The organism is Halomicronema hongdechloris C2206 (assembly GCF_002075285.3).
Classification (GTDB): domain Bacteria; phylum Cyanobacteriota; class Cyanobacteriia; order Phormidesmidales; family Phormidesmidaceae; genus Halomicronema_B; species Halomicronema_B hongdechloris.
Map to the genome: position 1 here is coordinate 842885 of NZ_CP021983.2, position 26719 is coordinate 869603.

Below are 26719 nucleotides of genomic sequence, written 5' to 3' on the forward strand. Positions count from 1 at the left end.
CGTGATTACTCGTAGCTTGACGGCTAGGCAGCCAATAACATGGCTTTACCATGCCCCCACTATTGGCCTTTCTAGATAATTTTAGTCAGCGGCAGGCATGGTGGCCGGGGCAGAGCCTGACTGGGTTTTCAGGGCCCGTTGCAATAGGGGCGGCGCCAGGAATGTGGTCAGAATTACCATGACGATAATGCCGGCTTCTAAAGGTCTATCTAGAACACCACTGGCGGAGCCAATGCCGGCAAAGACTAAGCCCACTTCACCCCGGGGCACCATGCCCACCCCGATGGCTAGGCGATTAATGCCCGGCTGGCCAAAGACAGCCCAGCCGGTGACCACTTTGCCCAGGATAGCAACGGCGATGAGGAAGGTGGCGATGATCAACCCGGCTCGATTCTCGGCCACGGCTGGGTTCAGCACGCTCAGATCGGCCTTGGCACCGACGGTGACGAAGAAGATTGGCACTAGGATGTCGGCGACCGGCATGACTTGCTGATCGAGTTCTTTACGCTGATCGGTTTCATCGAGGACCAATCCAGCGGCGAAGGCACCGAGAATGGCTTCCAGATGGATGGTGTTGGCTAACACGGCCATGACGAGGGCAAAACTGATGGCCGGAATTAGCAGGGCTCCTCGGGTTTGTAACTGGGTTGCGATCGCAACAAAGCTTTGGTTAATCACCTTACCCAGCAGAATTGCCCCTAGTAAAAAGGCGCTGGCACTGACGATCAGATAGACCACATTGAGCAGATCCACCTCACCCGTTTTCGCCAGACTAGCCACCACAGCCAGGACAATGATGCCCAACACATCATCAATGACAGCGGCCCCGACAATGATTTGGCCTTCCGTCGACTTCAAATGCCCTAACTCTGAGAGCACCTTCGAGGTGATGCCAATGCTAGTAGCCGTCAGGGCAGCTCCGGCAAATACTGCCGGAATCGTCGGCACATGAAACAGCGCAATCAGGCCGATAGTCCCTAATGCTAACGGAACAACAACCCCAACAATCGCCACCACCGCCGCCTGATACCCCACCTTACCGAGTTCTCGTAAATCAGACTCCAGGCCAATTTCAAACAGCAACACCATTACCCCTAACTCAGCCAGCACCGAGATCACCTCACTCTGGCTCTGAAAGATATGGGTTGCAGCTGTCGCATCCAGATGCCCCAACCATTGCAACCCACTCATCAGCACGGAGTCAGCTGCCGTCGCTCCCGTTTCAGGAAACACCAGTAGGTGAAGGGCCGAGATACCGACGACAACACCACCAACCAATTCCCCTAATACCGGCGGCAACTCTAGGCGTTTCGAGAGCTCGCCCCCGAGCTTACTCATGGTGTAGATGACAATCAGCGTCAGTAGTACCCCAGTCAGGATAAAGGGGCCATACTCTGCCTCGGGCGTCGTGGCTAACAGAGCCGACTGCGAAGGCCAAATATCGATCCAGGTTCCTGGAGGAAGATGAGAAAACACATTAGATAGCATGATCGACTGTCTCTAAGCATCAACAGATTGAGGTTCAAAGATGAAATAGTGATGAAAAGTCCTTCTTAACCGCACCACTCCTGAGCCGAGCAGCAGCTTCACCTCCCTTGAATGAATGAGGACCTGAACTGCAACCACCCCATGACTAAGAGAGCTAGGGAGAGAGGAACGGCGGTGGGAGCCATCACTAACCCCCAGAGCGCACTCAGGAAAGCTGTACTAAACAGAGCCAAACCGTATATCTCATCAACGGTGTGCAGATACCTACCAAAGGTGGTCAAGACTAAGGCAATAATTAGCCAGATAAACCAGATCATCATATCCGCCCACATCGATGCTTAAACTGTGGTCGAGGTACCCAGGTCTGGAGCTGGCCGGGAGCTAGGGAACACCGTTGTAACCGCTTGCCTCAGCGCTTCGCCGCGATCCATATACTGATGGTGAGGCGGCACCAAATTGAACACATCCAGGCTTTTTAACCGTCGCCGAGTCTGTCCCGCCGCCCCCACAATAAAGACCTGTCGTCCTTTATCAGCAGCCTCTTGAATGGCATTTTCCAAGGCCAGAGAAGCCGTGACCCCCAGGTGTGGCACATCGCTCAGGTCAAACACGATGGCATCACAGTCACCAATGGCATTGTGCTCTCGAGAAATGGCCTTAGCTACCCCGAAGATCATGGGACCACTCAATTGAAATAGCAGCACCCGACCATTGGCCTCATCCAGCCAACGCTTTTCCTCCGGATTCAGGCGAATGGCATCATCGGCATCGGTAATCGTCTGCACAGACTCTGCCTGCAGGGCACTCATACGCTCGATGGTCAAGATATTGGCCACAAACACACCGATGCCCACGGCGGCAATCAGGTCTACCAGCACCGTCAGCAGAATCACGCCATACATAATCAGGGCGCCCTTGATCGAGACCTGATGAGCTCGCTTCAAGAAGCCCCAGTCAATGATGTCAATCCCCACCTTCAGAGCAATCCCGGCCAGCACTGCCAGAGGAATCGTAGCCGCCAAGTTGGCTGCTCCTAAAATCACCACCAGCAAGACACCCGCCCGGGTTAGGCCAGAAAGGGCTGTCCTACCCCCGGTTTGAATGTTCACTACTGTGCCCATGGTGGCCCCAGCCCCGGCGATGCCGCCGAACAGACCGGACATCAAGTTGCCCAACCCTTGCCCAATTAACTCTTTGTTGGAGTTGTGCTCGGTGCGGGTCAAGCTATCGGCGACCAAGGAGGTCAGCAGGGCATCGATACAGCCCAGCATGCCTAGCACTGCCGCATCCACGAACATCAACTGCAGCTGATCGACGCTGAAGGTGGGAATCTGCATGGCCGGGAAACCCGCCGGAATTTCACCAATGCGACGAATGTCGAGCTCTGGAAACAGCAGCAACGACAACACCGTCCCGGCAATCAACGCCACTAACTGGGGGGGCACCAGCCGCTTAAATTTGGCCGGCATGAACCAGATGATGGCGACTGTGACGGCGGCCAATAGGGTTTCCGCCGGTTGAATGTTTGCCAGCAAGTCCGGGATGGCTTGCAGGGTTCCTACCACTCCTCCGGAGGGGCTGGCCTGTCCCAGAAATGGAGCCAGCTGCAAAATAATTAGAATGATGCCAATCCCCGACATAAAGCCGGAAATTACCGTATAGGGCATCATGGTGACGTATTTACCCAGCCGCAGCGAGCCAAAAATGATCTGAAAGATCCCGGCCATCATCACGACGGTGAAGGCCATGGCCATGCCATTTTCAGGATTACTGGCGGTGAGGTTGGCAATTACCGCTGTCATCACCACCGTCATGGGACCGGTCGGTTCCGAAATTAGAGTCGGCGTGCCCCCAAATAGGGCGGCAAAGAAGCCGACCAAAACGGCTCCCCATAGCCCTGACGCCGCTCCCGCCCCAGAGGCTACCCCGAAGGCCAGGGCCATGGGTAAGGCAATGATGGCTGCCGTAACCCCCCCGAAGATGTCCCCCCGGAGGTTGCGAAAATGAATTCTATTGGTCAGTTGCATGGCTAGATTCCCTGCCTAACTGGATGAAGTCGCTGATATGTGACTAATGAAGTAGTCAACTCCCCTTGAGATTGCTAGTGCAGACCCCACCGAGAACATCCATTAGTTGATCAATCAGAGCTGCAGGCACCAACACCTACCTCTGTAGGAGCATGGGAGTTGAGACCAGGCAATATAGATTCAAGTAAATCATAAATTGCTCTGTTATTTAACAGAGTCTAATCACAACCTACCCTGAGTCAACCATTAGCTAGGTGATGTTTTTTGATTGAAATAATAGGTTTGGCTTATACTTATCCCTGATGATTCGCTGGTCTTGCGATCGCAATCGGGCAGTGGGAGCCCCACCATGGCATAGCGACAGTCATCAGAGAGCTAGGAAGCGAGCGTCGACCTCGAACTGCAGACGTCGGCATTTAAAATGCGTTGCAGCATGGATGAGGTTTGCTGTCATTTAGGACGTCCATGGTCAAACTATGTCCGGTAGGTGCATCCCTTCGGGGACCTCGATTAATCAGTTTTCTTTAGCTAATGGCGTCTCATTTGAGACCGTCAAGGTGACTCAAAGAGAGTCCGAGACATTCCACCGAAAAAAGCTTCCCATTTTGACAAAAAAATAGGGTTGGAAGACCACGTTTAAGTCGATTTCCCGGCTTTAGGTCCGATTATCTTGCCAGTTCAGCCGATGCAGCACGTTGGGTTTCGAGACACACAAACCGCTTCAGGTTATACACCAGATTTTTCAGACCTAGCTGGGTCTGGGCACGGGCTAACCCGATGCTGCGCACCACCTTGCCACCCATGCTGGTGACGACATCTCCGAAGATGTGCTCCACTCTGGCACGGGTTTTGGAGCGCTCTCGATTCGCGGTTTTCTGGGCCTCGCTTAAGGGGCGATTGCGATAGGCCCGTTCATTTATATGCGGCTCAAACCCTATCAATTTCAGCACCTCGACAATCAGCACGGAGAGATACGCACTATCGGCCCAAAGTCCATCGCCGCTATTATCCGCATCGAGCAACTCGCCCAAGACCTGCGAGTCATGGACCGACGCATCGGTGACGCTGTAACGGCGAATGAGCTTAAAGCCGGCATCACTATTGATGTGGTTTTTGTAGCCGTAGTGGGACGTTCCATTTTTCTTCGTCCATCGGGCGTCAACATCTTTTTGCGCGAGCTGATGAGGGGTCTCTTGCCACTCAACGGGAACCTCACCCTGCTTGAGGGTTTGGTTCTCCTCACGGGTGTTGCGTTGTTTGGGAACTGGAATCAAGGTCGCATCCACAATTTGCCCATCCTTGGCGGCATAGCCTGCCCCTTGCAGATAGGCTCCAAACTGCTCGAACAACGCCTCCACCAAGCCGTGCTGCTGCAACTGTTCTCGGAAGAGCCACACCGTCGTTGCATCCGGGACTCTATCCTCAAGCCCCAAACCGAGAAATTGCATGAAGGACAGTCGGTCGTTGACCTGATATTCCAGTTCGTCATCGCTGATGTTGTATAGCTTTTGCAGCACCAGCATCTTGAAGAGTAACAGGACATCGGTGGGGTTACGACCGGCCTGGCTTTTGCGCGGTTTCTCTCGAATCTGCATCAGAATCGGACGAAAGGTCTCCCACGGCACCAGTTGATTCAACCGATTCAGTACCGCCTTCTTTTGCTCCAGTTTTTGCTGGCGCTCTTCGATATCCCAGAATCCCTGCTGTCCCATGGCCTGCGTGCTTCAACAAAACCGACCTTATGATCTCATACTGAGATCGCTCTGGCTATTTTTCGAGGTGCCCCTTCGATATACGCCATTTACAAATGCCAATGGCTATGCATTCTTTCAGGCCAACGGCATAGCATTCTCGTCTCCGGATGATGCGGATTTGATCGTCAGCGGCACCGTTAAGAAGCTGCTGACCTTCATGGTCAGATTTGGCCGCAAAAAGCACTATCTGTTGTGGACTATCGAGCCCCGATTCAGCCAACATTTTCAAGCCCAGATAGCCTATCCGCTGTTGCCGCCTGTCCATGTCATGAACGTGTATACCGGCATCTTCGACAACAATTATTTCTTTGCCCCCCAGCAGGTCATAGCGCCTGATATGACTCAGGCCCTAGCCGGTAGGAAGATGTCAACCGCCGCCCTGATGACCTACCGGAAAGGGCGGCAGTGGCGACTCATTCATCGAGGACGAGACTTGGATCTCTGCAATCTAAGGACTGACATCGCCCTGCATGGCTACCGCCGAGGCTGTCTCGATATCTATGGCAAAGGCTGGCCTGAGGTCGTTACGGTAGGCCCCTCTACTAGCAAAGGACGACAGCAGAATAAGATGGCGATTTTGCGTCAGTATCGGTTTAATCTCTGTTTTGAAAATACCCGCTGGTCCTACTATTGCACCGAAAAGATCTGGGATGCGATCGCAGCTGGATGCTTACCTATTTACGACGGTCAGGGCACTCAGATCTATGAGGACTTTCCTGCCCACAGCTTCTTGGATTACAGCACCTTCGAGACCCCCGCGGCCCTGTTTGACTACCTGGACACCATGACAGACGACGAGTTTCAGGTGCGTCTGTGCCGCTGCGTGCAAGCCTATAATCGGGCGGTACAAGGCCGACAGAGGACTCAACCTCGTCAGGCCATTCTCCAGAAAACTCTGCAGCGGATAAATAGCATCCTGCAGCATGGGGGGAGTCATCGAGCGCCAGATTTGGCCTTAAGACAATGACTATTCAGGAAATTCCTCGTCTATAAAGCTGTGTATAGGATACGGTCAGCCGGCTACCTACCTATCAACGCCACCTGTAGTAGAAGCCCAGGGTTGGGTCTTCGGCCCTGGGGGGGAGGTTGTCCTGACGGATAATGAGATGACGATTTCGCATGGACCGGCCTGTGGCTGAGGCATTCTGCCTAAATGGCAGAGTTAGGTTTGCTTATGGCAACGGATACCGTAGAATACTTCTGTCAATGCGCGCCAAAAATGACTGTATACAGGCTAAGCCTTAATTCTTGGTAAAAACAGACCGCTTTACCTATGAACTGAGAAGTTAGCATCATCTGCTGACCCTGAGTTCGGTTTAGTCTGCCATCACCACTGCCCGTTTCCCTGTAGCCTTTCGACTGTTACGAAGCTATATCTTAAGAATCGGGGGTGCCCCGTGGCCCTAAGAGTTTATCCCCGCCGGCAGGAGTGGCTAAGTCTGATGGCAGCCTTGCCCGTTGCCTTCCTGGTTTCACCTGCTGCCACAGCGCAAAGTGTCGTCTTCGACGGCCGCTTCTCTAATCAGCCCCTGGGCAATGGTCCGATATATAACATTCTGGCTGGCCATGGTCGCTTTTCAGCCGATGGCCAGAGCCTCTTCTATAGCTTTGACCGCTTTTCCCTGCTGAATGGTGAAACGGCAAATTTTGCCGATGGCGGAGCCCAAAACATCATCTCTCGCGTCACCGGAAATCTGCAGTCCTCTATTGCCGGCACCATCAATGCCGGGGCCAATTTTTACTTTATTAATCCCAACGGGATTACATTTGGTGATGGTGCAACGGTCAATATCGCTGGTGCCTTTGTCGCCTCTACCGCCGACAGCATTTTTTTCGATGCAGCAGGGCAATTCAGCGCTAGCCAGCCTGATCAATTTGATAATAGTTTACTGACGATCACGGGAGACCCCAGTGGCTTTTCCTACAGCCAAACTGCCCCGGCGCCAATTCGGGTAGATGGATTGATCGGCAATCCCGGACGATCCATTTTGTTGGCCGGTGGAGACGTGATGGTGAATGGATTGGTCAGGGCGAGGGGGGGGCTGATTGAGATTACCGGGCTTGCGGTCCCTGGCACCGTTGAGATTATTCCCAATTCTCCGTTGGGCGTGGAAATTGATGTTGCAGATAGTGCCACCCGCTCCGATATCACTTTAAGTAATGGTACCTTAGACGTTTCCATTGACAATGCCTTCGTCACCTTTGCAGGAGGCAGTATCGGCATCAAGGGTGACAACATCGACTTGCTGAATAATAGTGCTATTTGTGCTGGCATAGGGGCCGCTTCTGATTGTAATGGAGATAAATTTCCAAGCAATCCAGTTAATGGTGGGGAGGCAGGCAATATCCTGCTGGATGCAACAGGACGCATGCGGCTGCTGGAAGAAAGTGCAGTTGTCAATCGAATAGAATTCGCCGCTTCTGGCAATAATATCAGTAACATTTTTGATGCTACAGATCCCTTTGGCTCGATTCTCGTTAATGCGGGATCCCTTGAAATTGATGGGATAAATTCACTGATTAGTGCCACTTCGCGGGGGACAGAGGGAAATGCTGGGCTAGTTATCATCAATGTTGAAACAGACGTTTCGATTTCCGGCGGTACGATTACGGATCCACTTTTTGACATACCTGGAGGTCTCTATAGTCAGATAGCACCAGGTACTGAGGGTAACGCTGGTGGAATCATTGTTCGTGCTAGTTCTTTGAAGTTTCTAGACAATGCCTTGATAACCAGTCGTAGTTCTGGTCAGGGAAATGCCGGTGAGGTTCAATTGCTTGTTCCTAATATTTTGATAGATAGCGCCGATGTGATTTCCACAATCGGTCCAGGTGGCACCGGTGAAGCCGGTAATATTCTGATCCAATCGGATACTTTAAGGCTAACTAATGGAGCGGAAGTATCTACCAGCCTGGAGGGCACCAGCACGGGTACCAATTTCTTCGCGGGCAATCTGGTGGATGCCATCATCTCAGGTAATTTCGAGGATGTGGTGGCGTCCGTCTTGGTATTCTCTGATTCGGTGACCATCGAAAATGGTTCATCGGTGACAGCCAGTGCCACGGGCACTGGCAATAGTGGCGGCATTTTCATGCTGGCTGATGGTGATATTCTTTTGAGAAATCAGGGGGCTATCACCAGTGAAGTGGGACCTGGAAATAATGCCATCAGTGGTGCTATTTTACTGTTCTCAGAACGATTAGGGCTCTCTAATGGCTCTAAGATTAGTGTCGAAAATCAGTCGGCTAACTTAGCCGGGGCGATTTTAGCCAGGGCTCGGGTAATTGGCTTGGCCAGGAACAGTGCAATTAGTGCCGAGACCAATGCCCAAGTGGCGACGGTCTCTGGATTAGAGGGGTCCATTTTCTTGAATGGAGAATTTTTATCCCTGTCGCTGAACAGCAATATTCGCACCGATGCCAGCGGATTAGGGGATGGCGGTGACATTCAGCTGAACATCACCAATACCGTCTATGCCTCGCCCTCGCGAGACAGTAATATCACCGCCAATGCCACCGGTACCGGTGGCAATATCGTCTTCCCAGCAACACTGTTGTTGCGCAACATCGCTCCTCGCTCAGATGACTTCCCCGACTCTAATGACATCACCGCCAGCGGTCAGTTTAGTGATGGCACCATTTCCTTTCAATCAGGCACCCAGGATGTGAATCCGGTGCGGGAGTCGGTGACGTTGCCTAATGATTTAGTCGATGCCTCTAGTCTGATTGCCCAGGGTTGTGCCGCCGGCAATTTGCGGGCGGCCCAGGAGATTGGAGAACTGGTGGTGACCGGGCGGGGCGGGTTGCCGCCGAGCCCCTCTGAACAGGTGAGCGAGGCCGACATTCTCACCGAGTTGGCGGAGCGTCCTAGGGTGGAAGGGCGCTCCCAGGATTCGGCAACGACAGCGGTGGCGGCGGCTCCTGCGGTCACCCCCGTGGTGGAAGCCCAGGGCTGGCACTACCGCGAGGACGGCGACATCGTGTTGACGGCCCAGGCCACTGGGGCAGTGCCCACGGCTCCGGCCTTTGCTTCCTTGGGGTGTGATGATTGGTAAGGGGTCATGGCTAGGGGCGGGATTGTTGAGTACCGTCGTTGCCCTGGCGGTGGCTCCGGCAAGCTATGGCTTTGAGGTATCCCTGTCGGATCATCAGGGCTGGTCGACGGATAGTCACGACCTGCTGGAGTCTGGGCCGCCAGAGGCAGATCGTAAATCCAGGCGGCTGCCGGCATCGGAACATCCCTCTGTAAGGATATGGGTCGCTCCCCAGGAAGGACTGTGGCTGGCCCAAAGCGATCCCTTAGACTCCTTACCTTTCGAGCAGCGACCCCCGTCTCAAGAGCCGTTGCCGGAGTTCGAGCTGCCGCCGCCCCTACCGCCACCAGAGGACTTAATTAAACCCCAGCAGCCGATTCCGGAGACACCGCCGCCGGTGCCGGGGGAGGTGCCGGAAACCGTGGTGGTGGAGCGGTTTGAGGTGGTGGGCAGCACCGTCTTTACCGAGGAAGAGTTAACGGCGGTGACGGCGCCGTTTACTAACCGGCCCCTCAGCTTCAATGAACTGTTTCAGGTGCGATCGCAGATCACCGATCTCTACGCCAGCGCAGGCTATATCACTTCGGCGGCGATCATTCCGCCCCAGACCCTGAGTGAGGGCGTGGTGCGGATTGAGGTGATCGAAGGTCGGCTAGAGGCCGTCCAAGTCACTGGCAACCAGCGCCTACGGGCTGACTATGTCAGCAGCCGCATCGCTCCCTATGCCACCGCTCCCCTGCAAATCGAGCGCCTGCTGGAAGGATTACAACTGCTGCAGCTCGACCCCCTGATCCGGCGCGCATCTCCTCAGAACTCTCAGCCGGGCCGCAACCCGGCACCAGCCTGCTCAGCATCACCGTCGACGAGGCCAAGACTGGCAGCCTGTCGGTGGATCTCAACAACAACCGTACCCCCAGCGTCGGCAGCTTTCAGCAGGTGCTGCAACTCACCGAAGACAACTTCAGTGGCCGGGGCGATCGGCTGCAGCTCAGTGTGGGCAACAGTGACGGCAGTAACACCGCCCAAGCTGGGATACCGCACCTTCGTCAACCCCCAAAATGCCACCGTCGAGCTCACCCTGGGCGGCTCCCTGGGCGAGGTGTTGGAAGGCGATCTGGAGCTGCTCGACATCGACTCCCGCTCCTTCTTCGTGGAAGCCACCTGGCGCCAGCCCCTGGTGCGCACCCCCGAGCGCGAGTGGGCCATCGGCGCCACCTTCACCCGGCAGCAGAGCGAAGCCTACTTCCTGGGCAACCTGTTCGGCCAATCCGTGCCCTTCCCCGCCATTGGGGCCGATGACAATGGCGTGTCCACCGTCTCGGCGCTGCGGCTGTTTACCGACTGGGTGCGGCAAGGGGAACGGCAGGTGCTGGCCTTTCGCTCCCAGCTGAGTCTGGGGCTAGGCAACGTCTTGGGTGGCACCGTGCAGGATGAAGCCCGGCCGAGTCTGGACCCCACCCTGGAGGAACCACGCCCCGACAACCAGTTCCTCTCCTGGAGTGGCCAAGCCCAGTGGGTGCGATTGCTGGCCCCCGATACCTTACTGTTGCTGCAGGCCAATGCCCAATGGGGGACGGGCAGTCTCCTGCCAGCCGAGCAGTTCCGCCTGGGGGGCCAAACCAGTGTGCGCGGCTACCGCCAGGATTTTCTACTGGTGGACCGTGGCATCTCGGCCTCGGCGGAGGTGCGCCTGCCCCTCTATCGCACTCCCCTGGGAGACCAACTGCTGCAGGTGACCCCCTTCTTCGATGTCGGCGCCGGCTGGAACAACCGTCAGACTCCAGAGGACAATTTTTTAGCGGCGATCGGGGTCGGTCTCCTGTGGCAGCAACCCAATCTCACGGCGCGAGTCGATTGGGGCATTCCCCTGGTGTCGGTGGATAGCTTTGGTGATTCCCTGCAGGAGAATGGTTTGTATTTCTCGCTGGTGTATCGGCCGACGTGGTAGGGGCATGGGGAGGTAGACACCGATGGCACATTGGTTTCGGTCACGACAATGGCGATGGGGACGCCGTCTGCTGCTAGCCCTGATGGCACTGCTGCTGCTGGTGCAACCGGGCATGGCCACGGCTCCTGTCACACCGGTGGAGCCGGCCCTGGTGCAGGGGACATCGCCCACGACCCTGGAGCAGCAGGCTCGGGATCTGTACGACTCGGGCCAGTTTCTGGCGGCAGCGGCTCACTTTCAGCAGGCAGCCACCGCCTATGAAGCCCGGGGGGATATCCTCGGGGCGGCCACCCTCTTCACCAATGCCGCCTTAGCCGCCCAACAGGGGGGGGATTGGTCCCTGGCCCAGCGCACCAGTACCCAGGCCCTGGTCTTAGTGGAGTCGGTGGCTGCGGAGGGGCGTACAGCAGCGGATTGGCTGGCTTTGGGCAGTGCCCTGGATGTGCGATCGCGGCTCTGGTTTACCCAAGGGGAAGGGGAGCAGGCGGCCCTGGGCTGGGCTGATGCCGCCAGGGCTTACCAGCAGGCCGGAGCCGTGAAAAAGGCCCATACCAGTCGCCTCAGCCAAGGCCAGGCCCTACAGGCGGCAGGCTTCTACCGCCGTAGTCTGGAGGTGCTCTCGCGGCTCAGGGACGAACTGGCCTCCCAACCCGACAGTCTTACCGCCGTGATTACCCGGCGTACCCTAGGAGACGCCCTGCGGGTGACCGGCGACCTCACCCAGGCCGAGCAACAGTTGCAGGCCAGCCTGGCCATGGCCCAACGGTTACAGCTGCCCGATGCGGTTAGCCTGGCCCAGCGGGGGTTGGGGGATATCGCCAAGTTACGGGATGGCCGGAGTCGTCCCGAGGCAGCCCTGGCTGCCTATGAGCAGGCCTTTGCCACCGCCCAATCGCCGTTGCCCCAGCTGCAGGCCCGGCTGCAGCAGCTGGATTTGCTGATCACCTCGGGCCAATGGCTAGAGGCCCATCGCCTGGGGGCACCGCTGTGGGATCTAATCGAGGCCCTGCCTCCGGGACGATCCAGCCTCTACGCCCGCATCGACTTCGGCCGCCACCTAGTGGCCCTGCGCCAGGCCACGACCCAGGCCCTGACCCAACAGCAGACCCCAGCCCCCTTCTGGTACGTACTCAACAAGAAATTGCCCCCGACCACGGAGATCGCCACCCTACTGCTGACGACGCGGCAGCAGGCCCAAACTTTGGGGCATGCCCAGGCAGAGGCCTATGCCCTGGGGGAACTGGCCGCCCTCTACGAACAGACCCAGCAGTGGGACATTGCCGCCGACCTGGCCCAAGCGGCCCTGGTTTTGGCCCAGAGCCACAACGCCGCCGCCGTGGTCTATCGGCTGCAGTCGCAGCTGGGGCGAATTCAGCTGGCCCAGGGAGACCGCCGGGCCGCCATCAAGGCCTATAGCGCCTCGGTCGACACCCTGCAGGCCGTGCGCCAGGACGTGGTGGCGGTGAGTTCTGAGGCCCAGTATTCTTTCCAACAGAGCGTTGAGCCCATCTATCGGGAGCTGGTGACCCTACTGCTGGACAGCGAGGAGCCCAGCCAGGCCGAGCTGAAGCAGGCCCGGGAAGTGATCGAGTCGTTGCAATTGGCCGAGCTGGATAACTTTTTCCGGGAGGCCTGCCTCAGCGCCGAAACGGTGGAGATCGACCAGCTGGACACTCAGGCAGCGGTGCTGTATCCGATCATCTTGCCGAATCGCCTGGATGTGGTGATCAGCCTGCCCGATCGGCAGTTCACCCATTTTCCGGTGTCGATTGATCCCCAGGCGTTCCAGCAGACTCTGGAGCAATTGCAGCAGGCCGTCTCTGACTCCCGATCTGATACCCGATCCGTCGAGGTGCGACCAGACCCTGGGGCGGTGCCGCCCCTGCTGCCCCCGGCCCAGCAACTCTACGATTGGCTGATCCGCCCGGCAGAAGCGGCTCTGGAAGCCGCCAATACCGAGACCCTAGTATTTGTGCTGGATGGTCGCCTGCGCGATGTGCCCATGGCCGTGCTCCACGACGGGGAGCAGTATTTGCTGGAGAACTATGCGATCGCATTGACCCCAGGACTCCAGTTACTGGACCCCCGGCCCCTACCCCACGGCGACCTCAGCGTCATCGCCGCCGGTCTCTCCCAAGTGGGGGAGGCCTCGGCTCGAGAGAATCTGGGCGGGTTGCCCTTCGTGGAGCAAGAAGTCGAGACGATTCAGCAGTATCTGCCCAGCAACGTGTTGCTGAACCAAGACTTTAACGTCAATAACTTCGAGACCCAGGTGGGCACCCTGCCCGCTCCCATCGTGCATCTGGCCACCCACGGCAAATTCAGCTCCAGCTTGCAAGACACCTACGTGCTCACCTGGGATGACAAACTCACCGCCGATGAATTCAGCAATCTGCTCCTGGCCAGCGAATTGAGTCGCCAGCGTCCCGTAGAGCTGCTGGTGTTGAGTGCCTGCGAAACTGCTGCCGGGGACGATCGGGCGGTGCTGGGCTTGGCCGGGATTGCCATTCGTTCCGGTGCCCGCAGCACCCTGGCCACCCTCTGGCAGGTGAGCGATCCGGCTACGGCTCAGCTAATGGGCCAGTTCTACCAAACCTTGAGCCAGACCCAGACCACCAAGGCCGAAGCCATTCGCCAGGCCCAATTGAGCCTGCTGCATAGCGGTGACTACAGTCATCCCTATTACTGGGCGGCCTTTGTGCTGGTAGGCAATTGGTTGTGATACCTAAACAGTTGATGGATACCTTGCCTAGAAAAGACTTCGGAAGAATCGGCAGTTGAGCGATCAGCTATGTCCTACAGCATTTCCTTTCTGGGTGAGGTACAGCTTATCCCCTGAGGTCAAGGGTTTCATGGCTATCCTCACACCTGACTAGATTCAGAAACGCTGTAAGCTAACCAGCAAATACTGAATTTCACCAAATTGTCATGGTTGCTGGCTTGCCTGAATTACTCGTCGGACATTTCCCAAACAACAGGATCCTTGAGGATTGTTTACTTCGCAGCCACAACGGTTTGCTTTGACATGGGCTGTAATGCTTTCGATTGCAGTGCTGTAACCCGTCGATATACGCTCGTTGCGGAGGCGCTGCCGGCTCCAGCCAAAGCAATAACAGACCAAGACTTCATCCCCACGATCTTTTTGAAAGATAGATACTTCCAAATCCTGAGTAGTGAAGGTATCCCCTTGATTGGAAAAGTAAACAATCGGACAATCTGGAGCATCACAGAAGCGATATTGCCTTTGGGGTTCCAAGCGTGCCAGAGCAGAGGGTGTGAGCAAACTTTTCAGCGTGATAAGGTGCACTGGCTTGCCTCGCTGCTGGTTCTGAGGACAAGTATACACAGCGTCTTGGGACGACGATGAATCACAGCACGGACCCATGGCAACGTTCCTCCAATTAGTCGGACGGTTAGTCGGACGGTTAGTCGGACAGCTAGTCGGGTTGGTTATGGCAATGGCGGCGATATCGCCAGTATGACCATAGGGTGAGTCCTACGAAGGCTCCTAGTGCAGGGAGCAAGACATAATCCAGATATCCGGCCCAGGCACTTAGCCCCAAAGCACCTAACATCACCAGCAGAATCGGCGTAAAGCAACAAAGAGCAACCACGGTTGTTCCAATCAGGCTGGCAATCAACCTATTTTTGGGGTTCATTCTGCTCATTATCCTGCTCAATCAAGCCACAGACTTTCCCGTTACAAACGGTTTCATCAAGGGCTTCAATGGAATCAGAAATTACGGCCTCAATATGCTCATATCGATGCGTTAACTCCCGGCGAAGGGTCAGCATATCTTGAATGTGTTGATCGAGTTCTGCAAGATGTTGCTTCATCTGACTACGACAGAGGGAACACGATGAATGCCGTATTGAGCTGCTTTTTCAATACCTTCATCCGGTGCAGATGCTGTGCATAAATCCCAAATCTGCACGTCGCAATTCGAGCAGGCTAGCGCTCGAACGAGCTTGACGGTCTCATCACACAGAGGGCATCCTGCGGTAAAAACTTCAACGATACGGTTAGACATTTTGCTTGTCTCCTGAACTCTGAGTTCAGCCTAAACCTTATACTTGACTTCAAGGTCAAGCACTTTCCTGAAACACCTGTCTGAACGCTGTGCCTGAGCGTTGTCAACTGACTCAGGAAACCACTCGGCTTCTAAGCTATTGCGGCAAGCCTCCTCTATCGAGCCCTAAGGGAACGTTTCGCAGCCCCATGGCTGATGGTGTGTCGATTATGCCATCCCCGGGTGATGCCCAAAACCACCTGGGAGCGTTACGGTGATTGCAGCGATATATATAGTAGTAGCCAGTCAGCTTCCCTAGACTAGGCAATTAGGCGATCAGCAATGTCCTAAGCTGACTGGCTCGCCATCGCACAACACGTTGTGATGGTGACGATAATCGCGATCCCAATGACTCAACCACCATTGTAAGCAGGGGTATTCCATGGCGACGGGCAGGCAACAGATAAGCGGGGTCGCTGCTGCCATTTTGGTGGCAGGGCTGATGGCCCTGGGGGGCTGTCGCCCGCAGCCGCCAGAGGCCGGGTCGGCCTCGACGCCGACCACTGTAGCGCGAGATCTGAGCCAACTACGGCTGCTCTACGGTCGCATCCCTGAGACCCTCAATCCCCACCTGGCCACCGGCGTGCAAGACTTCGAGGCGGCCCGCATCGTCTACGAACCCCTGGCCAGTTACAACGCTCAAGGGCAGCTGGTGCCGTTCCTGGCGGCGGAGATCCCCACCGCCGAGAACGGGGGGGTGGCTGCCGATGGCCGCTCAGTTACTTGGCAATTGCGGCAGGATGTGCAGTGGTCTGATGGCGAGCCCTTTACCGCTGCCGATGTGGTGTTCACTTTCGAGTTCATTCGCAATCCCCAGGTGGCGGCGGCCACGGCCCAGTATTACGATCGGGTAGACAAGGTAGAAGCCATCGACGACCACACGGTCAAGGTCACCTTCACCCAGCCCAACCCCGCCTGGGCCGTGCCCTTTACCGGCGAGACCGGCCTGATCCTGCCGCGCCACATCTTCGCAGAGCTCGAGGATTCCCAGGTGCGTCAGGCGGAGGCCAATCTGCAACCGGTGGGCACCGGCCCCTATCAGGTGGTTAGCTTCGGCGGGGGCACGGTGCTGTTTGAGCCCAACCCCAGCTATTGGGATGGGGAGCCCGCCTTTCAACAGGTGGCACTGCAGGCGGGTCTGGCTCCCTATGCCGCCGCCCGCTCGGTGCTGAAGACCGGGGAGGCTGACTTTGCCTACAATCTGCAGGTGGATGGCCAGGAGCTGCAGGCCCTGGAACAAGACGGCCAGGGGCGAGTGGTCACCCTCTTCGGCAGTTCTGTGGAACGGCTGATGCTCAACTTTGCCCATCCCTTTGTGGCCACCGAGGAGGGCGAACGGGCCAATCCTGAGATTCCCCATCCTTTCTTCAGCGATTCCCGGGTGCGCCAGGCCGTTGCCTATGCCATCGACCGCGATGCGATCGCAACCCAGCTCTACGGCTCCCTCGGTCGCCCCGTCAATCAACTCCTGGTGGCTCCGGCTCGATACAATCAGGCGATTCCCCACCGCCATGACCCAGAGCAAGCCAAGGCCCTGTTGACGGCAGCGGGCTGGCAAGACAGCGATGGCGATGGCATTCGCGACCGGGACGGAAATAATCTGCAGGTGGTGTTTCAGGCGCCGGTGAATCCGGTACGGCAACAGACCCAGGCTCTGATCAAAGCGCAGCTAGAGGCCGTTGGCTTCCAGGTGGAAATCAAGCGGGTGCGGGTTGACGCCTTCTTCTCCAGCGATCCAGAGGAAACCGATAGCCTCAACCACTTCTACAGCGACCTGCAGCTCTACACCACCGGCAACGACAGCCCCGACCCCAGCACCTACATGGGCTGGTGGACCTGCGACAACATCGCCTCCCAGGCTAACAACTGGCAGTTGCCCAACAATGCCCGCTACTGCAACGCCGACTATGACCAGCTCTGGCAGGCCGCCGTGCAGGAGCTGGATCGGGCGGCGCGGACGGACCTGTTCAACCAAATGGACGCTCTCTTAGTGGAAGAGGTCGCCGTTATTCCTCTAGTGCATCGAGCCTCAGCCAATGCCATCCACGCCAGCCTGGTGGGGGTCAGCCCTACCCCTTGGGATACCAGCACTTGGGATATCAAACATTGGCGTCGTCAGGATGGGTAATCTCCCGATAGACCTGCTCCAACCGCATCGGCTGGCGGGCGATGAAGTCGATGGGCAGGCCCTCGAAGCAGGCCAGTAGTTTAACCACCGGTAGGGCCTGGGGCAGCCGAAGCCCTAGCTCGGTGCCAAGCTGAGAGTTTTGTAAAACTAGACGACCACCATAGGCCTTACAGAGATTTTCGAGCCTTAGCATGGAAGATGTAAGCCCAGGGGTGAATCAACCGTGCTCAAGTCCAGACCTAGAGAGTCACTAGTACACCAAGGCAGAAGTAGGAAGGCAGAAGGCAGAAAGGGAAATCCTGATAAATGCAGCCTTTCCACACTAGTCAATAGAAGCATAATTTCTGCCACAGAGTACTAGTAGGACACTTGAAGAACTCGAGTCGGACTTGGGATTAACCGCGGTCAAGTCCAGACTTAAAATTTTCCCCAGAGGGAAAGCTCCAGAGGTGGAGTTGAACTTGGCATAACCTCAGCCATGATCCCTACCGACCACCTCGGTAGGACACCATCGGATGAGCCAAACCAAGGGGACGGTGGACATAGGCTGCTCGTATCTTAGCAGGGAGATTGGTTATGGCTGGCGATCACGACAGTGTCTTGCAGGCAAATACAGCCTTTTATCGGGCCTTCGAAAAGAAGGATCTAGAGGCCATGGCGACCATCTGGTCCCAGGGGATCGGTAGCCTCTGCGTCCATCCGGGGCGGACGGCGTTACAGGGGTGGGAGGCGATTCGCCAATCCTGGCAGCAGATCTTCAAAAACACCCGCTACCTGGAAATCGACATCGACGTGATTTCCGTAGAAGTCTCTGGGGATCTGGCCTATGTGGTGCTGGTAGAAAAGGTGCTCCAGATCGGCCAGGATCGCCTAGAAGCCAAATCCATGGCCACCAATATCTTCGAGCGCATGGCCGGCCGCTGGTATTTAGTACACCACCACGGCAGTCCAGTGGTACGCTAGTGAGTCATCCCAGGTGTTTTGACAGCCTCTGGAGCATCTTGGCTCCCAGGAATCGAAATTGCATCCCGTCGGCAGCGAGGAGCCCCGTCGAGAGACTCCTCCACACAGGCCAATTTGTCCGGGTTATTGACGATAAAAATGGCGCGAATGTGCTCGGCGTCGAAGCCGAAGGTGGCCACGCTAAACAGACGACGATCAACGTAGGTGAGAATACCTGGCTGTCCATTCACCCCCTGAATCTGATAGATCGTGTCTGCCGGCTTTTGCTTGCGGATGGTGAGCAAGAACCTGGCCACCTTAGCTGCGCCCTGTAGAGGTCTAGGAATGGCGCGGGCTTTACCGCCGCCGTCGGTGGCGATGGTGATATCTTCCGACAGTAAGGCCATCAATCCATGGAAGTCACCGGCATGACAGGCCCGTAGGAACTGGTGGACGAGTTGTTCCTGACGTTGCTGCGAGGGCTCAAACCGGGGCCGCTGAGTTGACAGGTGTCGCTTGGCGCGGCGGACGATCTGACGGCAGTTTTCCGGCCGTTTGTCGACGATGGTGCCGATGGTGTCATAGTCGTAGTCAAACGCCTCCCGTAGCAAAAAGACGGCTCGCTCCACCGGAGAGAGGGTTTCTAACAAGAGTAGAAACGCCGTGGAAAGGGTGTCGGCCAACTCGGCAGATTGGGCCGGGTCGGTCGTGGCTGGCGTGGAAATTGGCTCTGGCAGCCAAGTGCCGACATACTGTTCTCGGCGAACGCGGGCGGAGCGCAGGTAGTCGATGCAGAGACGGGTAATGATGCTGGAGAGATAGGCCTTGGCGGAGTGGATGGCCCCATCTGAGGCCTGCTGCCAGCGGATAAAGGTTTCCTGCACCATGTCTTCGGCATCGGCGACGCTGCTCAACATGCGGTATGCGATCGCAAACAGCAAGGGCCGATATTGCCTGAATGCATCCAGTCGATCCGGTTGATCCATCAGAGGGTGGGCCTCCCTGTCCCCATAGTTTCAATCGCCGTGATAGGGTGATGCTCCCTGTCACATCGGCCGGATAGCTGCTATGGATTGAGCCTCTGGCCCGTCACCACCTGAAGCGATGGCAGCTGCTACACAGGCAGCGTCAGCGCCTGATCGGCGGCGCCAAAGACCAAGGCAATGGCCTTGGCGGGTTGAGTGTCGCTGGCGCTGTAGGTGGTCACATGAATCTCACCCGGCGGCTCGTAGAAGACCTGCCCCGCCGAGAGCCGGCGTTTGGGCCGATCTTGCATCTGAAACCAGACGGCGCCATCCAACACATATCCCAACACGAACCCAGGATGGCGATGGGCCGGCGTCGGTGCTCCCCCGGCTGGAAACTCCAGGGCCACGACACGAACCGTCCAATCCTCCAAACTAACCGCAGGCAGCTCCTGTTGAAAGATGAGGGTCTCGCGATAGGTCTCAGCGGCATCAGCGGCCGGCAGCAGCAACTGGGTAAGCAGTCCAGCCAAACTGGCGTGCAGCAGTTCTCGGCGATTCATAGTATCCTCCAGAATCAGCTAGTTTCAGAGCTATTTCTTTGTCGTTGCCATGGATCGGGGAGTCAGCCAGGCCAAGGAGCGGGGCTGCCATGCCAGTGCCTGCTTGGCCTTCACATTGGCGGCTCCCCGGAGGCGCGTGGCGTAGTACACCGTGTCCGCATCTTGGACAGCCTCTGCTGACACCGACAGAGGCGGGGGCGCCCCCAACCAGTGGGCATAGGCAGGCAACCAGTCTCGCAGGGCCATCGGCGTGTCATCCACAATGGTGTAAATGCCAGGAGCACCCCGCTCCACGGCGGCAACCGTGGCCGCCGCCGCATCGTCCACGTGAATCCAAGACCACACCCCTGCGCCATCGCCGACGATCGGGAACTGCTGCTGCCGCACCTGTTGGGCCATGTTGCCATCGGGGGCATACCAGGTGCCGGGGCCGTAGAAGAAGCCATAGCGCAGGGCAATCCCCTCTAAAGTGTCAGCCGCAAGCACTCGCTGTTCCAGATTGGCATACAGGCGAGTGCCCGTTGCGATCGCAGGGGGCCCCACAAACGCCAAGGGAGTTTCCTCACTCGCTAACCCGTCTCCAGGGGCGTACCAAAAGCCGCAGGACTGAATAATATAGCGACGCACCCCGGCGGCTGCCGCTGCGTTTTGGAGATACCTGCCCCCCTGTTGACGAGTGCGGGCATCGGTTGCTGCAGCAGCTTGCATGGCTTGGCGGGTATAGGTCTGGGGCAGGGAGGTAAGTTCCTCAATCACGACGTCGGGGCGAAGGCGCTTCAGGATCTGGTCCACCGCCTCGGCCTCGAAAATATTCAACACGATCGGCGTCGCCCCTTGGTCGCCGACTGCCTGGGCTCGCTCCTGGGAGCGCGTCATGCCAAACACGTCGTAACCGGCCTGCATGAGTTGCGCCACCAGCGGTCGCCCAATCGCCCCGGTGGCCCCAGCCACAAATACTCTCATCTTCGCTCTCCTTCATTGCCTTCACTCCAGAAGACGAAATCGGGAGGCGATCTGTGACATCTTTCATTGTCTGAGGTGAGTATCTGCGGTGCGAAGGCAGGGATCTGACTTCTGGGAGGAGCCGGTGATTTAGGTACTAGACATGATGTAGCTCACCCCGACAAGACCACCGACGAAATTCCAGGGAGGCAGGTGAGTCAGGGCTTTCCAGCTGGGGGGTGCAAACAGGCCGGTCGCCAGCAATAGCAATAAGGCCGCTGTGCCGACGGCGTAGGAGATACCAGCCGCCAATGGGACAGACCCAGTGGTGGTGGCTAAATAGGCGTTCATGCTGGCCTGGATCGGTAGGGCGGTACCCGCCAACAGCGCCAGAGAGCCATAGAGGCAGGGTTGATAGCGCTGGAGCCAGGCGGTGGTTACATTCACAGGTTGACGGTGCATAGTACGTACTCGCAATTGGGGATCAGACTATCCACCAGGAGGCCCTTGGTAGATGGCAACCTCAAGCTGCGATCGCATGCCGATAGGACCCGTGGGCCAGTTCAGCCAACAGCGATGGAGCCGAGGGCGTCCAGTTGAGTAGCGTTTTCGCCCGATCGCTAGACACCCGCTGATCCAGGGCCAAGGCATCAGCCAAGGCTCCCCAAGTTTGTCGGGCCTCAGCCAAAGTCAGGACCTGGCGGCGATCGTCGACCCCCACCACTAAGGCCATCGCCGCGGCAATTGCGTGCACTGATAAATGCTCCCCGGCACCAATCAGCACCGTGCCAGCAGGGGCCTCTACGACAGCTCGCTCATATAAGCGGGCCAGATCCTCAACATGGACCAACGGCCACACCGTCTCGCCCTGGCCGATGATCGGCACTGCATCAGCCTCGCGAGCGGCTTGGATCAGCATGGCAATGAGGCCACCGCCGTGGCCGTATACAATGGCCGGGCGAATCACCACCGAACTACCCCCCGGGACACCGCCGCCAGGGCGCGCTCTTCCACGGCAGGGCGCCAGGCCACAATCTCAGGGGGAGCCAACGGGGCGATCTCATCGGCGGGGTGGGCGCCGGTATTGCCCATTACCCAGATCCCGCTAGTGTAGACGAACGGCGTCTGAGTGCCTGCTAACGTCGCCACGATCGCTTCCACTACCGAGCCATCCACCGCGGCCATATCCCCCTGCTTGGCAGCCGTGTGGATCACACCCTCGGATGCCTCCACCGCCTGCTGCCAGCTAGCCGGATTCGTCAAATCGCCACGGACAGGCTCCACGCCACGACTCGCCAGCTTCTGAGCCGACACTTCAGAACGGGCTAGCCCAACGACCTGATAACCACGGGCTTGCAAGGCCGTCGCCACAGCGCTGCCAATATAGCCGGTGGCACTGGTTAGAAATAGCTTCGGCCCATGATCCGATTGCGTGATCCCAGCGATTGCCGCAGCGTGATTGGGCAGCTCACACCGCCAAGCCCCTGCGATTTGCGGCATTGATCCAGCCCGTTTTACCGCTATTTTTTGAGCCCTAGCAGGAGTGCAAAAATTCCCAAGAGTAGGACTTCTGTGCCCAACAGCCCATTCAGGATTGAGGCATCGTCGGGCTTGGAGATGAAGTGCGATCGCAGCAGGGTGTAGGGCACAAGCTGGCATCGGTTCCCCTTCTAGGAGGTCGCCAGGGCCGTGGCTAGAGTGCCAGGGCAAAACTAGTTCTGGCATCGTGCGGTCAGTGAGCGAGTGGCGATACTCCAGGTTAGGTCTCTGCCAGCCCAAGGGTTCACTCGTCAACAGATGCTGATGGCCACTTTTCCCCGCACCCGTCGTTGCTCCAGGTAACGGATCGCGTCAGGCACATCGCTGAGGGGATAGATGCGATCGATGAACGGCACCACCTTGCCAGTGTCCAGGAGATCCTTCAAGGTCAGCAGATCCGCTTGCTGGGGCTGCGAAGCTAGACACTTCACCGAGCGATCGCGCCACTTGCCCACTACCGGACCGAGCAGCATCGCCCGAAAGAAATCGGGAGTAGAGCCGCCCACCATGACGTAGGTGCCGCCCGGCTTCAATACCGGTAAATAGTCAGCAAAGGCACGAAAAGCTGCCGCATCCAGAATCAGGTCGTACTGCTGCCCCGCTTGGGCGACATCCGTTTGGGTGTAGTCAATGACCTGGTCGGCACCATGCGATCGCACCATGTCTACTTTTGAGCTGTGGCAAACACCCGTCACTTCTGCGCCAAAGGCTTTGGCAATTTGCACCGCAAACGACCCGACGCCACCAGAAGCTCCCACAATCAGCACCTGCTGGCCCGCCTGCAACTGCCCCACATCCCGCAGCCCTTGCAGCGCCGCCAGGCCAGACACCGGCACCGTGGCCGCTTCCTCAACGGTTAGATTCCTAGGCTTGAGCGCCAGGGCTGACTCAGCAGCACAGACATACTCCGCAAAGCCGCCGAATCCGGATTCCGACAAGTCCCCAAACACCGCATCGCCTGGTTGAAACTGGGTCACATGCTTGCCGATCGCCTCGACGTCACCTGCGATCGCACTCCCCAAAATTTGCTGCTTTGGTCGGCGCAACCCGCCGTATATGAGGCGAATCAGGAATGGGGTGCCCCGCATCAGATGCCAGACACCAGCATCCACAGAAGCAGCCCGGACACGGATCAGCACCTGATCATCCTGGGGCACCGGTTTATCGACCTCCTCCAACCGCAACACTTCAGGGGAACCATACTCGGTCTGTGCGATCGCTTTCATCGTTTGGGCTCCTGGAACCAGAGCAGTGGGACTCGCTACTTGCATGAGGCTATTTGAGCTTGCAACTAACACACCCTTGCAGGATAGGGCAATACATTTACACTTGCCCCAGTATTCAGTAGACCTGTTGTGGCGACAGTTTTCTCTTGAACACCAAGGGTGAAAGGCAAATATGGACGAAAACTGGCTTCTCCTAATGCCGGATCGCCAGAAAGAATTGGGGTTTTCGCCCCATCTTTCACGGATCAGCTTCGCGAGTTGGGAGCCCTGCCTTTCGATGCTCGATTCCCAGTCTTGGTAGATCAGGTGGTAGTAGGGCGACAATTCGACGTCATTGAGTGCTTCATGGACTTACAACCGACGCTGACATGAAAATGTTCCTAGCAAACGACGCAAGAAATGGTGTCAGAGATGAGCTGAGTGCCTGACAGAAGTAGCTGAAAGGTAGTCATATCAGGACAAAGAGGAAATAGGCAGAGCTCGTGTGCGAGGCTGTAGTTACCACACTGACGGCCAAAGCGACATGCCAAGCTCTACCCAGCTCTATGATCAACTGCTGCACTATCTGCGTCAATACAGCCACTACCGGGACTTGCGCCATATCAAAGCCCTATCTTGGATGGTCACCGCCCTGATTTGTAGTGGTGAGCTGAGCCCACCTGCTTGGGAGTCCTACGTGATAAGCCGTGCCAACAAAGCGCAAAGCTTCGAGCGGCGGTGGCATCGATTTTTCGGCAACCGGCTCGTTGAGATAAATCAGCTCTACCTACCGCTGGTGCTGCTGACGCTGAGGCAGTGGGAGGGCAAGCGGCTGTATCTGGCACTCGATACAACGGTGCTGTGGAACCAATACTGCATGATTCACCTGTCAGTGGTGTGCTGCGGACGAGCAGTCCCGCTACTGTGGCGAGTGCTTGAGCATGGCAGTGCAACGGTGGCTTTTGAAGAATACCGCCCTTTGCTGCGCCGTGCCCGGTGGCTTTTGAGGCAGTACCCGAACCTAATGCTGCTGGCCGACCGAGGCTTTGCCAACCACGACTTGATGAGTTGGTTGCAAGCGAGCAGTTGGCACTACTGCTTGCGAGTGCCCTGCGATGTCCTGCTGCACGGGCCAAGGCGTTATCCGACTGAAGTGAGATATCTGTGGCCGCCAAAAGGCGAGGCGATTTTCTATCGAAATGTCAGGCTGTGGCAGGATGGCTCCCACCAGTGCAACATCGTGCTGGCGACGCTTAAAGGCGTCAAAGAGCCTTGGGCCGTCATCACCGATGAACCGCCTACCTTGCAGACGCTCTGGCGCTACGCGTTGCGTTTCAGAGTAGAGGAGCTGTTTTTGGATAGCAAATCAGGAGCTTTCGAGATTGAAGACTCCCGAATCCGCTCAGCGGTAGCCCTTGAGCGACTTTATCTAGTGGCCGCTATTGCACTGCTTTATGGAACAACCACTGGCATGGCGGTTCAGATTGAAGGCCTTAGGCAGCAGGTAGACCCTCATTGGCGGCGCGGACTCAGCTACCTCAAGATTGGATTGCGCTGGCTTAAGGGAGTCGTTCACAAAGGACGACAGCTTCTAGAGCCGATAGCGCTGTTAGTCCGTGACCCAGAGCCTTGTTTTGCCTCCAAAAAAGCGGAGCACGACTATTACGACCAAATCTGGTTCTCTCGCATCCGCTCTCTATCCTGCCGACTAGAGTAAAAGATGTGTCAGGCAGTCAGGGCGATGAGACATATCGAAACGAAGCAAGAAACTGATATTCGCCGCTCCTTCGACTTGTTAGCTGACTTTGCTAGAGATACAAAACTGTTCGTAAACCCTCATCTATCTCCTTCTGCAAGTAGTTAGGTAGCGAACCAATACACTCAACCAAAAACGTCTTATCGATCGTGAAAATTTGAGAGACATTTACAACGGAATCTCTCGACAAACCCGATACCCCATGCGGTAACAGTACATTGCCTGGTGCTTCCGCTAACCGAATATTTGAAGTGATAATAACGACGATAACAGTGCTAATCTGGCTCTGGGTAAAAGTATCATCCTGAATCACCAAGACGGGACGACGATATCGAGGTTCTGAGCCCATTGGATCGGGTAGGTTCGCCCACCAAATTTCTCCCCGATACATTACCAATCCTCGTGGGGCAAAGACATAAACTGCATCCTTGCCATAACTGGATCAAGTTCAGAGGACTCTTTAGCGTAAACTTGGTTCAATTTGAGCAAGATTTGATCACGGTTGTGCCTTTTCAGGTATGCCTGTAGCGCTTTTGTGTAAAGCTCACTGCGTGACACCCCTAACTGCTGAGCAAGTACTTCCGCCTGTTCAAAGACTGCATCTGGAAGTGAAATTGCAGTTTTCATAGCGACCTTAGCTTAAAGTTCTATTCTTCGGTTATACCTCAGTTATACCAGGGCTGCAAGAATGAGCATCCTTAGATATCAGCAGATAGCCTTTCAGTACGTCCCAAGCCAACGAAATCCTTTCTCACCTTTCAGCTTGCCATCAAAGCTGGCGGTTTCTCTGCAACCTGCCTGACGCGATGCTGCTCCAATCAGATAGTCAGAGAAGTCTGCTTTGCCCTGTTTGTATCGCTGGAGGGCTTGATCCACAGTTGAACGGTTTTCAAATTCAAACGCAGCACTATGGAGCATGGTCTCCAGAACGCTGATAATTTCTTCTGAAAACGGTAGTTGGCCCCTCTGAGCACCCAAACCAATTCACAGAGAACGATATTTGCTATGAAGCAGGGTTGGTTTTGCTGAATCAGATCGGCAGCTTGTTGCCATTGCTGTTCGTCATCGCGGGTGAGGTAGCGTACCAGGATGTTGGTATCAAGCCCAATCATTGGCTCCCTGGGAAATGGCGGCATCCATATCTTCGAGGGTAGCTGGCTGGGTACCGGGCCGATGCAGAATGCCGGACAGGGTTTCTACAGCAACATTGAGGGGAAAGATTTTCACCTCGCCATCTTCATCAATCACAAACTCAACTCTGCTGCCGCTGGTCAGCTTAAGATGCTGCCGAATTTCTTCCGGTATGGTGATTTGTCCAGTGTCAGTAACTGTTGTGCTGAGCATGGATAGAATACCTG

25 protein-coding genes and 1 pseudogene are annotated in these 26719 nt (G+C 56.6%); 7 read left to right on the forward strand and 19 right to left on the reverse strand.

Annotated elements, in window-relative coordinates:
- Positions 1-81 precede the first annotated feature (81 nt).
- The 3 genes from XM38_RS03955 to XM38_RS03965 form a co-directional block, all read right to left on the reverse strand.
- Positions 82-1488, reverse strand: a complete 1407-nt coding sequence (locus tag XM38_RS03955) for a cation:proton antiporter (RefSeq protein ID WP_088429136.1) — start codon at positions 1486-1488, stop codon at positions 82-84.
- A gap of 338 nt (positions 1489-1826) precedes the next feature.
- Entirely contained in the window at positions 1827-3515 is a 1689-nt protein-coding gene (gene bicA, locus XM38_RS03960; protein WP_080809545.1) for a bicarbonate transporter BicA, read from the reverse strand.
- A 665-nt stretch (positions 3516-4180) separates the two neighbouring features.
- A complete protein-coding gene (locus XM38_RS03965) occupies positions 4181-5227 on the reverse strand; it encodes an IS5 family transposase (RefSeq protein ID WP_080806623.1) in 1047 nt (348 codons plus the stop codon).
- Between the two features lie 67 nt (positions 5228-5294).
- Here XM38_RS03965 and XM38_RS03970 point away from each other — a divergent pair, with 67 nt between their 5' ends.
- The 4 genes from XM38_RS03970 to XM38_RS03985 all read left to right on the forward strand — a co-directional run bounded on the left by XM38_RS03970 (position 5295) and on the right by XM38_RS03985 (position 13973).
- Positions 5295-6236: a glycosyltransferase family 10 domain-containing protein gene (locus tag XM38_RS03970; protein WP_187329266.1), complete on the forward strand. Its 942-nt coding sequence runs from the start codon at positions 5295-5297 to the stop codon at positions 6234-6236.
- A gap of 475 nt (positions 6237-6711) precedes the next feature.
- Positions 6712-9324, forward strand: a complete 2613-nt coding sequence (locus tag XM38_RS03975; protein ID WP_088429140.1) for a two-partner secretion domain-containing protein — start codon at positions 6712-6714, stop codon at positions 9322-9324.
- Positions 9325-9349: 25 nt separating this feature from the next.
- A complete protein-coding gene (locus XM38_RS03980) occupies positions 9350-11251 on the forward strand; it encodes a ShlB/FhaC/HecB family hemolysin secretion/activation protein (RefSeq protein WP_187329267.1) in 1902 nt (633 codons plus the stop codon).
- A gap of 22 nt (positions 11252-11273) precedes the next feature.
- Positions 11274-13973: a CHAT domain-containing protein gene (locus tag XM38_RS03985; protein WP_088429144.1), complete on the forward strand. Its 2700-nt coding sequence runs from the start codon at positions 11274-11276 to the stop codon at positions 13971-13973.
- A 204-nt stretch (positions 13974-14177) separates the two neighbouring features.
- Here the strand turns inward: XM38_RS03985 and XM38_RS28620 are convergent, their stop codons facing one another.
- From XM38_RS28620 to XM38_RS04000, 3 genes are read right to left on the reverse strand one after another with little or no spacing between them, the layout of a single operon-like run.
- On the reverse strand, positions 14178-14636 hold the full coding sequence (locus XM38_RS28620; protein WP_088429146.1) for a putative iron-sulfur cluster-binding metallochaperone: 459 nt from the start codon (positions 14634-14636) through the stop codon (positions 14178-14180).
- A 52-nt stretch (positions 14637-14688) separates the two neighbouring features.
- Positions 14689-14910 (reverse strand): mercury resistance system transport protein MerF, encoded by a 222-nt coding sequence (gene merF, locus XM38_RS03995; RefSeq protein WP_080809527.1) that lies wholly within the window; start codon positions 14908-14910, stop codon positions 14689-14691.
- Positions 14894-15088, reverse strand: coding sequence for a hypothetical protein (locus XM38_RS04000; RefSeq protein ID WP_088429148.1), 195 nt, complete (start codon positions 15086-15088; stop codon positions 14894-14896). Before XM38_RS04000 ends, merF begins: the two co-directional genes overlap by 17 nt.
- Before the next feature lie 615 nt (positions 15089-15703).
- Between XM38_RS04000 and XM38_RS04010 the strand changes: the two genes are divergently transcribed.
- Positions 15704-17449, forward strand: coding sequence for a peptide ABC transporter substrate-binding protein (locus XM38_RS04010; protein WP_088429150.1), 1746 nt, complete (start codon positions 15704-15706; stop codon positions 17447-17449).
- Here the strand turns inward: XM38_RS04010 and XM38_RS04015 are convergent.
- Positions 17421-17642, reverse strand: a complete 222-nt coding sequence (locus XM38_RS04015) for a hypothetical protein (RefSeq protein ID WP_080809522.1) — start codon at positions 17640-17642, stop codon at positions 17421-17423. The genes XM38_RS04010 and XM38_RS04015 overlap by 29 nt on opposite strands.
- A 383-nt stretch (positions 17643-18025) precedes the next feature.
- Between XM38_RS04015 and XM38_RS04020 the strand changes: the two genes are divergently transcribed.
- Positions 18026-18412 carry a nuclear transport factor 2 family protein gene (locus XM38_RS04020; RefSeq protein WP_080809519.1) on the forward strand — a complete coding sequence of 129 codons (387 nt, stop codon included), beginning with the start codon at positions 18026-18028 and terminating at the stop codon, positions 18410-18412.
- Here the strand turns inward: XM38_RS04020 and XM38_RS04025 are convergent.
- The 8 genes from XM38_RS04025 to XM38_RS04050 form a co-directional block, all read right to left on the reverse strand.
- Complete coding sequence (locus tag XM38_RS04025) at positions 18409-19377, reverse strand: RNA polymerase sigma-70 factor (RefSeq protein WP_080809516.1); 969 nt, start codon at positions 19375-19377, stop codon at positions 18409-18411. The two genes, XM38_RS04020 and XM38_RS04025, sit on opposite strands and share 4 nt — an antisense overlap.
- Before the next feature lie 128 nt (positions 19378-19505).
- Positions 19506-19919, reverse strand: a complete 414-nt coding sequence (locus tag XM38_RS04030) for a cupin domain-containing protein (protein ID WP_080809513.1) — start codon at positions 19917-19919, stop codon at positions 19506-19508.
- A 30-nt stretch (positions 19920-19949) separates the two neighbouring features.
- Positions 19950-20882 carry an NAD-dependent epimerase/dehydratase family protein gene (locus XM38_RS04035; RefSeq protein ID WP_080809510.1) on the reverse strand — a complete coding sequence of 311 codons (933 nt, stop codon included), beginning with the start codon at positions 20880-20882 and terminating at the stop codon, positions 19950-19952.
- A gap of 129 nt (positions 20883-21011) precedes the next feature.
- Positions 21012-21323: a DMT family transporter gene (locus XM38_RS04040; protein ID WP_080809508.1), complete on the reverse strand. Its 312-nt coding sequence runs from the start codon at positions 21321-21323 to the stop codon at positions 21012-21014.
- A gap of 61 nt (positions 21324-21384) precedes the next feature.
- Positions 21385-21831: an NAD-dependent epimerase/dehydratase family protein gene (locus tag XM38_RS26770; RefSeq protein WP_225889177.1), complete on the reverse strand. Its 447-nt coding sequence runs from the start codon at positions 21829-21831 to the stop codon at positions 21385-21387.
- Positions 21825-22361 (reverse strand): NAD-dependent epimerase/dehydratase family protein, encoded by a 537-nt coding sequence (locus XM38_RS26775; RefSeq protein ID WP_225889178.1) that lies wholly within the window; start codon positions 22359-22361, stop codon positions 21825-21827. Before XM38_RS26775 ends, XM38_RS26770 begins: the two co-directional genes overlap by 7 nt.
- 20 nt (positions 22362-22381) lie before the next feature.
- Positions 22382-22510, reverse strand: a complete 129-nt coding sequence (locus tag XM38_RS27420; protein ID WP_256995524.1) for a hypothetical protein — start codon at positions 22508-22510, stop codon at positions 22382-22384.
- Positions 22511-22651: 141 nt separating this feature from the next.
- Positions 22652-23626, reverse strand: a complete 975-nt coding sequence (locus tag XM38_RS04050) for an NAD(P)-dependent alcohol dehydrogenase (protein WP_080809588.1) — start codon at positions 23624-23626, stop codon at positions 22652-22654.
- Positions 23627-24149: 523 nt separating this feature from the next.
- Between XM38_RS04050 and XM38_RS04055 the strand changes: the two genes are divergently transcribed.
- On the forward strand, positions 24150-25322 hold the full coding sequence (locus tag XM38_RS04055) for a transposase (RefSeq protein ID WP_080809504.1): 1173 nt from the start codon (positions 24150-24152) through the stop codon (positions 25320-25322).
- A gap of 91 nt (positions 25323-25413) precedes the next feature.
- On the opposite strand, the gene XM38_RS28625 is transcribed toward XM38_RS04055, so the two are convergent.
- The 4 genes and pseudogenes from XM38_RS28625 to XM38_RS04075 all read right to left on the reverse strand — a co-directional run bounded on the left by XM38_RS28625 (position 25414) and on the right by XM38_RS04075 (position 26705).
- Complete coding sequence (locus tag XM38_RS28625) at positions 25414-25752, reverse strand: type II toxin-antitoxin system PemK/MazF family toxin (RefSeq protein ID WP_256995525.1); 339 nt, start codon at positions 25750-25752, stop codon at positions 25414-25416.
- A complete protein-coding gene (locus XM38_RS04065) occupies positions 25752-25988 on the reverse strand; it encodes a ribbon-helix-helix domain-containing protein (protein ID WP_080809499.1) in 237 nt (78 codons plus the stop codon). Before XM38_RS04065 ends, XM38_RS28625 begins: the two co-directional genes overlap by 1 nt.
- 93 nt (positions 25989-26081) lie before the next feature.
- Positions 26082-26473 (reverse strand): annotated as a pseudogene (locus XM38_RS04070) (PIN domain-containing protein).
- Positions 26460-26705 carry an AbrB/MazE/SpoVT family DNA-binding domain-containing protein gene (locus XM38_RS04075; protein ID WP_080809496.1) on the reverse strand — a complete coding sequence of 82 codons (246 nt, stop codon included), beginning with the start codon at positions 26703-26705 and terminating at the stop codon, positions 26460-26462. The pseudogene XM38_RS04070 and the gene XM38_RS04075 overlap by 14 nt, the downstream one beginning before the upstream one ends.
- Positions 26706-26719: the final 14 nt, after the last annotated feature.

Coding starts and splice junctions, on each gene's coding strand:
- XM38_RS04025 (WP_080809516.1), bottom strand. CDS start 19,377: ATGGATCAACCGGATCGACTGGATGCATTCAGGCAATATCGGCCCTTG.
- XM38_RS03965 (WP_080806623.1), bottom strand. CDS start 5,227: ATGGGACAGCAGGGATTCTGGGATATCGAAGAGCGCCAGCAAAAACTG.
- XM38_RS04030 (WP_080809513.1), bottom strand. CDS start 19,919: ATGAATCGCCGAGAACTGCTGCACGCCAGTTTGGCTGGACTGCTTACC.
- XM38_RS04075 (WP_080809496.1), bottom strand. CDS start 26,705: ATGCTCAGCACAACAGTTACTGACACTGGACAAATCACCATACCGGAA.
- XM38_RS04000 (WP_088429148.1), bottom strand. CDS start 15,088: ATGAAGCAACATCTTGCAGAACTCGATCAACACATTCAAGATATGCTG.
- XM38_RS28620 (WP_088429146.1), bottom strand. CDS start 14,636: ATGGGTCCGTGCTGTGATTCATCGTCGTCCCAAGACGCTGTGTATACT.
- XM38_RS04050 (WP_080809588.1), bottom strand. CDS start 23,626: ATGAAAGCGATCGCACAGACCGAGTATGGTTCCCCTGAAGTGTTGCGG.
- XM38_RS04015 (WP_080809522.1), bottom strand. CDS start 17,642: ATGCTAAGGCTCGAAAATCTCTGTAAGGCCTATGGTGGTCGTCTAGTT.
- XM38_RS04040 (WP_080809508.1), bottom strand. CDS start 21,323: ATGCACCGTCAACCTGTGAATGTAACCACCGCCTGGCTCCAGCGCTAT.
- XM38_RS04020 (WP_080809519.1), top strand. CDS start 18,026: ATGGCTGGCGATCACGACAGTGTCTTGCAGGCAAATACAGCCTTTTAT.
- XM38_RS28625 (WP_256995525.1), bottom strand. CDS start 25,752: ATGTATCGGGGAGAAATTTGGTGGGCGAACCTACCCGATCCAATGGGC.
- XM38_RS04055 (WP_080809504.1), top strand. CDS start 24,150: ATGCCAAGCTCTACCCAGCTCTATGATCAACTGCTGCACTATCTGCGT.
- XM38_RS03955 (WP_088429136.1), bottom strand. CDS start 1,488: ATGCTATCTAATGTGTTTTCTCATCTTCCTCCAGGAACCTGGATCGAT.
- XM38_RS04065 (WP_080809499.1), bottom strand. CDS start 25,988: ATGAAAACTGCAATTTCACTTCCAGATGCAGTCTTTGAACAGGCGGAA.
- XM38_RS04035 (WP_080809510.1), bottom strand. CDS start 20,882: ATGAGAGTATTTGTGGCTGGGGCCACCGGGGCGATTGGGCGACCGCTG.
- XM38_RS03975 (WP_088429140.1), top strand. CDS start 6,712: ATGGCAGCCTTGCCCGTTGCCTTCCTGGTTTCACCTGCTGCCACAGCG.
- merF (WP_080809527.1), bottom strand. CDS start 14,910: ATGAACCCCAAAAATAGGTTGATTGCCAGCCTGATTGGAACAACCGTG.
- XM38_RS03985 (WP_088429144.1), top strand. CDS start 11,274: ATGGCACATTGGTTTCGGTCACGACAATGGCGATGGGGACGCCGTCTG.
- XM38_RS26775 (WP_225889178.1), bottom strand. CDS start 22,361: ATGCCGCAAATCGCAGGGGCTTGGCGGTGTGAGCTGCCCAATCACGCT.
- XM38_RS04010 (WP_088429150.1), top strand. CDS start 15,704: ATGGCGACGGGCAGGCAACAGATAAGCGGGGTCGCTGCTGCCATTTTG.
- bicA (WP_080809545.1), bottom strand. CDS start 3,515: ATGCAACTGACCAATAGAATTCATTTTCGCAACCTCCGGGGGGACATC.